Source organism: Streptomyces sp. NPDC046805 (assembly GCF_040645355.1).
In the GTDB taxonomy this organism is placed as follows: domain Bacteria; phylum Actinomycetota; class Actinomycetes; order Streptomycetales; family Streptomycetaceae; genus Streptomyces.
The window spans coordinates 1-9,082 of sequence record NZ_JBEYYC010000071.1; the positions used below are offsets into that span (position 1 = coordinate 1).

The following is a 9,082-nucleotide window of genomic DNA, read 5'->3' on the forward strand; positions in this document are numbered from 1 at the left end:
AGTAGCATTCCTGGCGAACTGCAAGGCTGGCACCCGAGTTCGGCTGCTCAGAATCGTCATGGAGTGACCGATAAGTGAATCAAACGCTCACTTAGGCGCTCCCGGTTGGTCCTTGAGTCGCGAGGCGACCTACAGCCAGCGAGGCAGCTCCGGCAAAGGCTCCGCCCTGAACGCTCGGAGACTCGGCGACGCCTCTCTCCGGGTGAGCCAGCGGGCGAGGTCCGCAGCGGGGCCCTCCACTCGCTCGCCATCGCTCTCGACGATACGGGTCGGCCGATCGGTGGCCAGGACGTCGAGGTCGATCGACTGCACGGTGCGGCGGCGCTCCACCGCGTCCCCGATCAGCGCGTCGGTGAAGGCGTCCGGGAAGTCCGCGAAGTCACCGCCCGACGGGAGGTCGCAGGCGTGGATCCACACTTCGCGGCTGCGCAGCCAAGGGATCGTGCTAGCCGGTACCGTACGGCCCTGCGCGGTGACGACCGGCGCCTGCCATCGGTCATCGGCGATCCTGCCGAGCGCGTCGGTCAGCCGGTCCTGCTCCTCCACGACGAAGCCACGCAGCCGATCCGTGGGCCAGGCGGCACCGATCTCGATCTCCTCCGCCCGGGTGGAGGGACTGGGGTACATGGGGGTCGGCTCCCCCGTCGCCGCCCAGTGCGCCAGGCGCGCCAGCGCGCGGGCATTGTGGCCCACGTGGGACAGCAGATGCCGTCCGGTCCAGTCCGGCAGCCGACTGGGCCCTTCGAGTTCCGTGTCGCCGACCGCCTTCAGGCGGGACAGGAAGTACTCGTGCCCCTCGGTCATCCACCGGAGATACTCCGAGGTCGTGCCATCCGTCACGACGCTGTCTCCCGCCTCACGGGGGTGACCAGCTCGCCGATGCCTTCGACACGCGTCACGACGGTCTGGCCGTCCTTCAGGTAGCGCGGGGGCTTGCGCGCGTGACCCACTCCCCCGGTGGTGCCGGTGGCAATCAGGTCACCGGGGTTGAGGGTGATCATGGTCGACACGTAGCTGACCAGGTCGGCAGCGTCGAACAGCAGGTCACCGATGGTGGACTTCTGTACGACCTCGTCGTCGATGGCGCAGCTGATCTCGGCATCGGCCGGCAGCTCGTCCGGCGTCACCAGGCACGGGCCGAGTGGAGTCGTGGCCTCCCAGGTCTTGCCCTGGAGCCACTCCCGGGTGCGGAACTGCCAGTCGCGGGCCGTTACGTCGTTGAGAACGGTGTACCCGGCGATCGCCGCCTCGGCGGTGGCCCGGTCGGCGCGCCGGACGCTGCGGCCGACGACCACGACGAGTTCGGCCTCCCAGTCCACGGCGTCGGACTCGGGCGGCAGAGTCAGCGTGTCGTTCGGACCGATGAGCGCCTCGGGGTACTTGGCGAACAGGGTGGGGAACTCCGGCAGGTCGCGGCTCATCTCAGTGATGTGGGTGCGGTAGTTCAGCCCGACGCAGATGATCTTTCCGGGGTGCGGCACGACGGGGGCGAGCCGGGAGGGTTCGACCTGGAAGACGGGGCCGTCGGCCGCCGCGGCCACGGCCTGCCAGTCCTCCCGGCGGAGCAGTTCGCCGACGTCCCCGGGGCCGATGTCGACGTACCCGCCGTCCTCGACGCGGACCGCGCGGAGTCCATCCTCGGTGCGTACGGTCGCAAGCTTCATGACTGGATGCCTTCCTGGTGGGAGCGGTGGAGTCCGAGACGCTCGAAGATCGGTGCGTCGGTGAATCGGAAGAGGTCGATGCCGGCCTCGGTCTGGACGGACAGCGGCTGCCAGGAGGGAACGACGAAGAGGTCTCCTCGTTCGACGGTCCAACTCGACGACCCGACGGTGACCTGGCCGGAGCCGTCGAACACCTGGAAGACCGAGGATCCGACCTCCTTGCAGGCGGCCGTCTCGGTGTACGGGACGAGCCGGTGGAACTCGGTACGGAGCGTCGGCATGACGTCGCCGCCGGTGGTCGGGTTGGTGTAGCGGACGGCGGCGTGGCCCGGCTCGACCGTCACGGCGTGACCGTCGGCTTCGAGCGCCAGTTGCTCGGACAGCGCGTGGTCGGTGTATTCCCAGCGGTAGGCCAGCAGCGGAGTTGCCGGGGTCGGCTGCAAGTGGGTCAGTGGGCGCAGGCCCGGATGCGCCCACAACCGCTCCGAGCGGGAGCGTTCCGGCGCCTCACGGGTTTCCACCTCATCCGGCCCGAACTCGAAGAAGGTCGCGTCGGTGTAGTGCTGGAAGGGGATGTCGAGTCCGTCGATCCACGCCATCGCACGGTCGCTGCGGTTGTGGTGACCGTGCCAGTTCCAGCCGGCCTGCGGCAGGAAGTCACCGCGCCGCATGGCCACCGGATCACCGCCCACGACCGTCCACACGCCCTCGCCCTCGACCACGAATCGGAACGCGTTCTGGGTGTGCCGATGGACCGGGGCGTCCTCGTTGGGATTGAGGTACTGGATCGCCGCCCAGAGCGTCGGCGTCGCGAAGGGCCGACCGCCCAGTCCGGGGTTGGCGAGGGCGATCGCCCGACGCTCGCCGCCGCGGCCCACCGGTACCAGTTCCCCCGCCTGTTCCGCGGCTGGCAGCAGTTCCTTCCAGCGCCACAGGTACGGCAGCGCGCTGGACGACGGCTGGGGCGGCATGAGTGAACCGATCTCTGTCCAGAGGGGGATCAGCCGTTGCTTCTCGAAGCTGCGGTAGAGGGCCTCCAGCTCCGGGGTGCGCTCGGGCTGGTCGGCGGCATCGGCGGCTTGGACGCGCACCGGTGAGGTGACCTGTGTCATACGTGTTCTCCCGAAACCTGCTCGCGCGAATTCCTGATCGCGGCCTCGCCGTCGAGTGCGAGTGCCGACCGGGCGACTCCCAGCCTGGCGGGATTCTTCTCTCCGGGATAAGTTTTTCTGCTGTGAAGAATGAACCGCCCTATCCGATCGCATCGGTGGATCACGCGCTCCACCTGGCGATCGTCCTCCAGCAGGAGGGCCCCCTGCGGGTCAGTGATGCCGCGGAACGGCTCGGCGTCTCGCCGTCGACGGCACATCGGCTGCTCGCGATGCTCGTGTACCGCGGGTTCGCCGAGCAGCGACCGGACCGGCGTTACGAGGCCGGCGACGTGTTGCGTCCGACAGCCACCACCCAAGCGCCAGTGACACTGCTGCGGCAGACGGCCCTGCCCCACATGCAGGAGCTCGTCGAACGGGTCCACGAGTCGGTCAACCTCATGGTCCTGACGGGCACCGAAACCCGGTTCATCGCCACCGCCGAATGCGCGCAGGTGCTGCGTGTGGGCAGCAGGGCGGGCCGCACGCTGCCCGCCCACCTCACCTCGGGCGGCAAGGCCCTCCTGGCGGCCCTGCCCCCACACGAGGTCACAGCGCTCTACGAAGGACACGACGTCGACCTCCCACGACTACGCCGAGAACTTGCGCTCGTACGCAAGCGCGGCTTCGCGATCAACGACCAGCGCACCGAAACCGGGCTCAGCGCACTCGCAGTCCCTGTTCGCGACCTGCAGGACATCCCAGTCGCCTCCGTCGCACTCGCGATGCCCAGCGCACGGTTCCGCCGCGATCAGGTCCCGGAGTGGGTGAACGCCTTGTCCGCCACGGCGAACGCGATCACGCGGGCGCTCGCCTGAGGAGCGTCTTCCGGGTCAGGGGCCGGCGACGCGACGGCCTACCCACGGGGGTTCAGCTCGTCGGCGGACGCCTCCGGGATGAGGGATTCCCGACCCCCAGGCGTTTGTGAAGTCGGCACACCGCCGGGGCAAACGCAAGGCACCGAGGCCAGTCGTAGCGCGAGTCGGGCCACCACTCGGGGGTCGGCGGAGGCCTGTTCAAGGGCGGGGCAATCTCCCCCTGATCAGTGGTGATGTGGGGGTCCGGCGGGGCTGTGGGGGGTATCCGGTTGGTGGGGGGGTGGGGGTTGGGCTGCCGGGTGCGGGCTGTTATCTGAGTTCGACGGAGTACGCGGCGCCGGGGAATTCCCAGCCGTCGGTGCCTTCGCCGATGTCCGCCACGATGATGTCGTCGATGAAGTGGTCCTCGAACTCTTCGTCGGTGAGCGTGCCGGCCCGCCAGAGTTCCTCGATCTCGTCCCAGTTGCCCCTGCTGCCGTCGATCCGCAGCGGTGCGGCCCGTCGTGTGCCGCGCTCGCGTTCGTCGTTGCCGGTCCTGACGATGCCGCTGATCTCGAACTGGCCGTCCTTGACGTGGTCGGGGATCGGTTCGGCGGGGACGATCGCGGTGTTCTCGTAGGCGGTGTGGATGAGGTCGCGGTAGCTGCGGCGGATGTGGTATTCGGGGTCGGACAGCCAGTTGATCAGGGTCTTGGTGGTCACGTGGAGGCCGGCGTCCTCCAGGGCCTGGTAGCCGCGGTGGGTTGCGGTGAGCTGGCTGAGCTGGGCGTGCCAGTGCTGGGCGGTGTAGGAGGACAGCCGGTGGCGGGGGGTGACCTGGGAGCGCAGGAGGTCGCCCAGGGCCGTGCCGAGGGTGGTTCCGTGGCCGGTGGGGCCGGCCATCAGTCGTCGCCTTCGGGGATGATGTCGCCGCGCTGGATGAACTTGGCTTTCACTTCGCCGAAGGCGGTGCCGATCCGGTAGGTGGCGGGCGGGGTGCCGGGAGGCGTCCAGAAGACGGCCGCGTCGACGTTGCGCAGCGCGAGGAGCGTGTGGCCTTCCTGGACGGCCTTGAAGGCCACCGTCCAGTGACGGACGGACGCCTCGGCCACCATGCTCATGCGCCAGTCCGGCCGCCAGAACGGGGATTTCTGTTCTTGGCGTTTGGGCCACAGCAGACGCAACGCGATGGACAGCCGCGTCTTGTAGGTCTTGTAGGGGGTGCCGCCGGCCTGGACGAGGTCGGCGCGTGTCTGGCGGGCTGCGGTGTAGAAGGGTTTGAAGAGGGACTCGTTGGCCTTGCCCGTCCAGGAGTCATGGATGGCCGGGGCTGTGTCGAGGTGGCCGTCGCGGGCGAGTCTCTCGAGCTGCTTGATGTGGGGGGTGGTGACCCAGATGCGGCCCTGGTCGTCGGGCCGCTCGATGATCCGCCCCAGGGGGTGCGGGATGTCGGTGCGGTTCCACGCGGGGATGTCGATGAGGTAGATGCCGGCCTGGGTCTTGTCGAACGCGTCGAGGGGGCCGGTGTGCAGGAGCTTGTTCGGGGCGAGGGGGACGGCGGAGCAGGCGGAGGGGTAGCTGCCGTTGCGGTCGATCAGGCACATAACGCCCTCGCCGAAGGAGCCGGGCACGTCGAGCTGGTCGCGCCGTACGCGCTTGCCGTTCGCCTTGATGTGGGCAACGCGGGTGAGGGTGACGTCGGGGTGCACCCAGCGGGGCTCGCCGTCCATGTCCTCGCTGATCAGGGGCCACGGACCGCTGTCGCGGTCCTCGGTGCGGATGACCGGGATCGGGTGCATCTTCGAGCGGTTGACCGCGTCCTTGAGGATCCTCAGAGCGGGGAAGACCGCACCCTGGGGCTCGTCCTGCTCATCCCCCGGCGCCAGACCGCCGTCCTGACCGTCCTCCTCATCCTGCGCCGCATCGTCCAGGGCCTGCCCGCTGCCCGCCAAAGCATGGACTGCCGCGCCGGCAACAGCGGCCTGCCCGGTACGTCCAAAGGCGCCGGCGGAAACCGGTGTGCGGTAAGCCTGCAGCGCGGCAGCCAGGCGGTGCCCCTCGGCAGTGTCCGGCATCCGCGCTACCACCGAGGCGGCCTGGAGCAGCGACGGCAGGATCCCCTCCCAGGCTTCCCGGTCGCCGCCTGCCACGGCAGTACGCCATGCCGCCAACTCGTGGGTGAGAGCGGCAGGCAGCCCCTGGTGCACGCCGGACGTGTAGGGAAGGGCCGCCTCGGCCAACTCCAGCGCCGCCCCTGCACTGATAACCGGCGAAGACGCTGCCCCCTCCGGGCTGGGGACGCGATCGAGGGAGGCAACTCCGGCGTCGAGGAAACGGGCGTGCAGCAGGTCGGGCCGCAGGTACGCCGAGCCGATCACTCCGAAGTCGCGCTCCGCGACCGTCACCTGAACCTTGGAGGGGTCCTCAGTGGATGCGAGCGTGACCAGGACGTCGGCGTCGAGAAGACCGAGGAGCGCGGGGTCGTCGCTGTCGACGATGGCCAGGACCGGAACCTGCAGCGTCCGGGCGAGCAAGGCCAGCACCTGGGAGGCGTCCGGCAGACGGTCACCGGACAGCGGCAGACGGGCGCTGGGGACCGCCTGGAACCGGTCCACGACCACGAGGGCCAGGTCCTCGACGTGCGGGGCGGTCTCCGCGACGGCCTCAGCAGTCAAGTCACTGCCGTCATCGATCAGCAACGGCGCCTGCACGAGCTGCTGGGCGACCTGCTGCTCGTGCGCGGTGAGCCGGCCCTGCTTCAGGCGCGGGTAGTCGCCGCCGGTCTCCGCCGCGAGAATCCGGCGCATGATGTCCGCCCGGTTCGGACCCGACGCCGCGTACAGCACCTTGCGGCCGTCGACGAGCGCGGTCCGCCGTGCGACGGCCAACCCCAGCAGGCTTCCACCGACATTCGGGGCAGCCGCCACCAACGTCAACCGACCGGACGGCACACCACCCATCGCCGCGTCCAGCCCCAACAGCCCAAACAGCAGACCCGCGGCCGAGTCGGAAGTCAGCACAGCGCCGATGGCGTCACCCAGCGTGGCGAGCCTGCGCGGCACACGGGCGCGGTCCGGATCGCGTGAACTGTTCACCGCACCTCCTGCGGGCGCCGCGCCGGCATGCGCGGCCGTGTCGGAAGAGAGGCCACCTGGGACGGGGTCGGCGGACAGCAGTACCGCGACCGGTGTGGCGTTCCGCAGGAGCACCTGCGGCTCGCCCCGAGCCGCCCGCGTGATGAGGTCACCGAAATCCCTCTGCGCCGCACTCAGCACATGCGTCGGCAGCACTTCGCTCCTCCGCGCCGCCGGAAGACGATCGAGCGGCGCCAGCACGACGCGGTCCTGCCGCTTGTGAATCAGCGTCGTACGCCCGTCCTCAGCACGCTTCACCAGAGCGTAGAGGGCGTTGCGCGCCTCGGTCGCATTCACCGCGGCCCCTTCGTGTACCGACTGACCCACACCCTCCCCCACCCATCAACCCACCACCACGATAACCGCTTCCACACAACGACAGATCACGAGTCACACAATTCCCAGCACCCCTCACTCACTAGTAAGAGCCTTCGATGCGAGTTGACTCCCTGACCACGACGTTACCCCCAGGGGTACTGGCGAGCGGTCGGACACAGACCGAAAACCGAGACCCTCCACAACGGTCCCCGGCCTCCCCCTCACTTTCCCCCCGCAGACGAACACATGCTGCCCGGCGCAGCCTCAACTCCCCGCCATCACCTCCTGGTCCCGCACCTCTGCTGCATCGCCGTACGTGAGACGCCCCACCACTGCGGGGGCCTTCCTCACGCTGCCATGCACATCGCCCGCAAGGTCCCGCTCCCTGCCGTACGACTCGGTGAAACCCTCGAGTGACAGTCCTGGACCAGGCACCCGGACGCAGCGCGCGCCGCCGGGCCGCCCACTGGGCACTGCGTCCCGCACCGTTGCTGTTGCCGACCGCCGCACCGCCTGCCCTGCGGCTCACCGCCCTGGTCCTGGCCGTGCACCTCTCCAACCCCACCCGCCACGGCGCCGACATGGACGTCCTCGCCCGCCTGTGCAGGCACTCCCCCGCCCAGACCGCAGAGCTTTGGGACTGCCTGGTGGCCCTCCGCACGCTGACGGCGTGGACCCATGACCGGGACACCGACGAGGTGCCTGTGGCACCGTCCCGCACAGGCCCGTTCTCCGGTCCGACCACGAGGACACCACACGCGGCAGCATCACACACCGCCTGCCCGGATGGAATCGGAAAGAGTCGTAGGAGGAACAACCTGCCTTGTTCTCCGTACTATCTCTACTCCCAAGCACGTGGCAGCACATGCAACCGGCTACGCACCACGCCATCCCAGGCAGTGCCTTCATGCTCAGCCGCAGACCGAGGAAGAGTGAACACCATGTCCGAAAGCACGACCTCCGCTACCGAGCTGACGTCGCAGTACGTCGCCCAAGTGACCGGCGACCTCGAACGCAACGTCAAGGAACAGGACCGCATCAGCGAGGAAATCAGCTCGCTCGAAGCACAGTTGGCTACCTTGAAGCATGACCACACCGTGCTGGTGAACATGCAGCAGGCGCTCGGTGTCCCGGCAGCGCCCGTCGCCTCCACGGCCACGCCCGACACTGCCGCAGTGCCCTCTCCCCGCACGAAGACCGCGGCCACATCCGCGTCGGGCCAGCAGCAGCGGACGCAGAAGTCCACCGCCGGCCCCAGCAGCAGCACAGCCAGGAAGGCGGCAGCCAAGCAGCCCAACACCAAGGACGCAGCCACCAAGGCGGCCCGGCCCACCCTGGTCGAACTCGTCCGCAGGCACCTCGTCGCACAGAACGAGCCCCGATCGGCCGCAGAAATCACCACCGCGCTCAGCCAGACTCATCCCGAACGCGGCATCAAGGCCACCGTCGTACGCACCACGCTCGAAGGACTCGTCGCCAAGAACCTGGCCCAGCGCTCCAAGCAGGGCGGCTCCGTCTTCTACACCTCCCCCGACACACCAGGGCAGAGCGTCCAGGACGAGCAGCAGCCCTCCCAAGCCGAGTAACAGGCCAGCCGCGCCGGATGCATTCACTCGCGAGATTCAGCAACTCCTGCAGGAGCAAGCACACGGGCCCGTGACGCTGGGGCGAGCCCAGGTTCCGTCGGTCTCCCAGCGGGCGAACCGCTCGTAGACGGTCTGCCACGGGCCATAACGCTCGAGCAGGTCGCGCCAGGGCGCCCCGGTCCGCAACCGCCACAACACACCGTTCATCACCTGCCGGTGATCCCGCCACGGCCGCCCACGACCGTCAACCCCAGGCAACAGCGGGGCTATCCGCTCCCAGGCTGCATCCGTCAACTCACCCCGACCCACCACAAGATCAAATATCAGACACGGCCTAATAGCAATGCCGTTGTTTTAGGCCTCGGGCGTAGGTTCCTGGGTAGTGGTCCCAGGGGGTGGTTCGGTGTCTGCGCGCGTGTCTGAGTTATCGGGCCT

7 protein-coding genes and 1 pseudogene are annotated in these 9,082 nt (G+C 68.9%); 2 read left to right on the top strand and 6 right to left on the bottom strand.

The genetic code is table 11. From position 1 onward, the window contains the following. Window positions 1–129: 129 nt before the first annotated feature. Genes ABZ910_RS35875 through ABZ910_RS35885 form a run of 3 tightly spaced genes read right to left on the bottom strand, consistent with a single transcriptional unit; the run spans window position 130 to window position 2,776 of the window. Window positions 130–804 (bottom strand): maleylpyruvate isomerase family mycothiol-dependent enzyme, encoded by a 675-nt coding sequence (locus ABZ910_RS35875; RefSeq protein WP_361373562.1) that lies wholly within the window; start codon window positions 802–804, stop codon window positions 130–132. 32 nt (window positions 805–836) lie between these two features. Beyond that, on the bottom strand, window positions 837–1,664 hold the full coding sequence (locus ABZ910_RS35880) for a fumarylacetoacetate hydrolase family protein (RefSeq protein ID WP_361373564.1): 828 nt from the start codon (window positions 1,662–1,664) through the stop codon (window positions 837–839). Further along, on the bottom strand, window positions 1,661–2,776 hold the full coding sequence (locus tag ABZ910_RS35885; RefSeq protein WP_361373566.1) for a cupin domain-containing protein: 1,116 nt from the start codon (window positions 2,774–2,776) through the stop codon (window positions 1,661–1,663). Before ABZ910_RS35885 ends, ABZ910_RS35880 begins: the two co-directional genes overlap by 4 nt. On the opposite strand from ABZ910_RS35885, the gene ABZ910_RS35890 reads away from it, so the two are divergent. Continuing rightward, window positions 2,770–3,630: an IclR family transcriptional regulator gene (locus tag ABZ910_RS35890; RefSeq protein ID WP_361373568.1), complete on the top strand. Its 861-nt coding sequence runs from the start codon at window positions 2,770–2,772 to the stop codon at window positions 3,628–3,630. The genes ABZ910_RS35885 and ABZ910_RS35890 overlap by 7 nt on opposite strands. Before the next feature lie 309 nt (window positions 3,631–3,939). Here ABZ910_RS35890 and ABZ910_RS35895 read toward each other — a convergent pair whose 3' ends face one another. Next, complete coding sequence (locus ABZ910_RS35895; RefSeq protein WP_361373570.1) at window positions 3,940–4,512, bottom strand: hypothetical protein; 573 nt, start codon at window positions 4,510–4,512, stop codon at window positions 3,940–3,942. Further along, window positions 4,512–7,040, bottom strand: coding sequence for a type II toxin-antitoxin system prevent-host-death family antitoxin (locus ABZ910_RS35900; protein WP_361373572.1), 2,529 nt, complete (start codon window positions 7,038–7,040; stop codon window positions 4,512–4,514). Before ABZ910_RS35900 ends, ABZ910_RS35895 begins: the two co-directional genes overlap by 1 nt. 962 nt (window positions 7,041–8,002) lie before the next feature. On the opposite strand from ABZ910_RS35900, the gene ABZ910_RS35905 reads away from it, so the two are divergent. Next, the gene (locus ABZ910_RS35905) at window positions 8,003–8,647 is read left to right on the top strand and encodes a hypothetical protein (RefSeq protein ID WP_361373574.1); all 645 of its coding nucleotides are present in this window, start codon (window positions 8,003–8,005) and stop codon (window positions 8,645–8,647) included. 81 nt (window positions 8,648–8,728) lie between these two features. Here ABZ910_RS35905 and ABZ910_RS35910 read toward each other — a convergent pair. After that, a pseudogene (locus tag ABZ910_RS35910) lies at window positions 8,729–8,956 on the bottom strand (transposase); the annotation flags it as partial. Window positions 8,957–9,082: the final 126 nt, after the last annotated feature.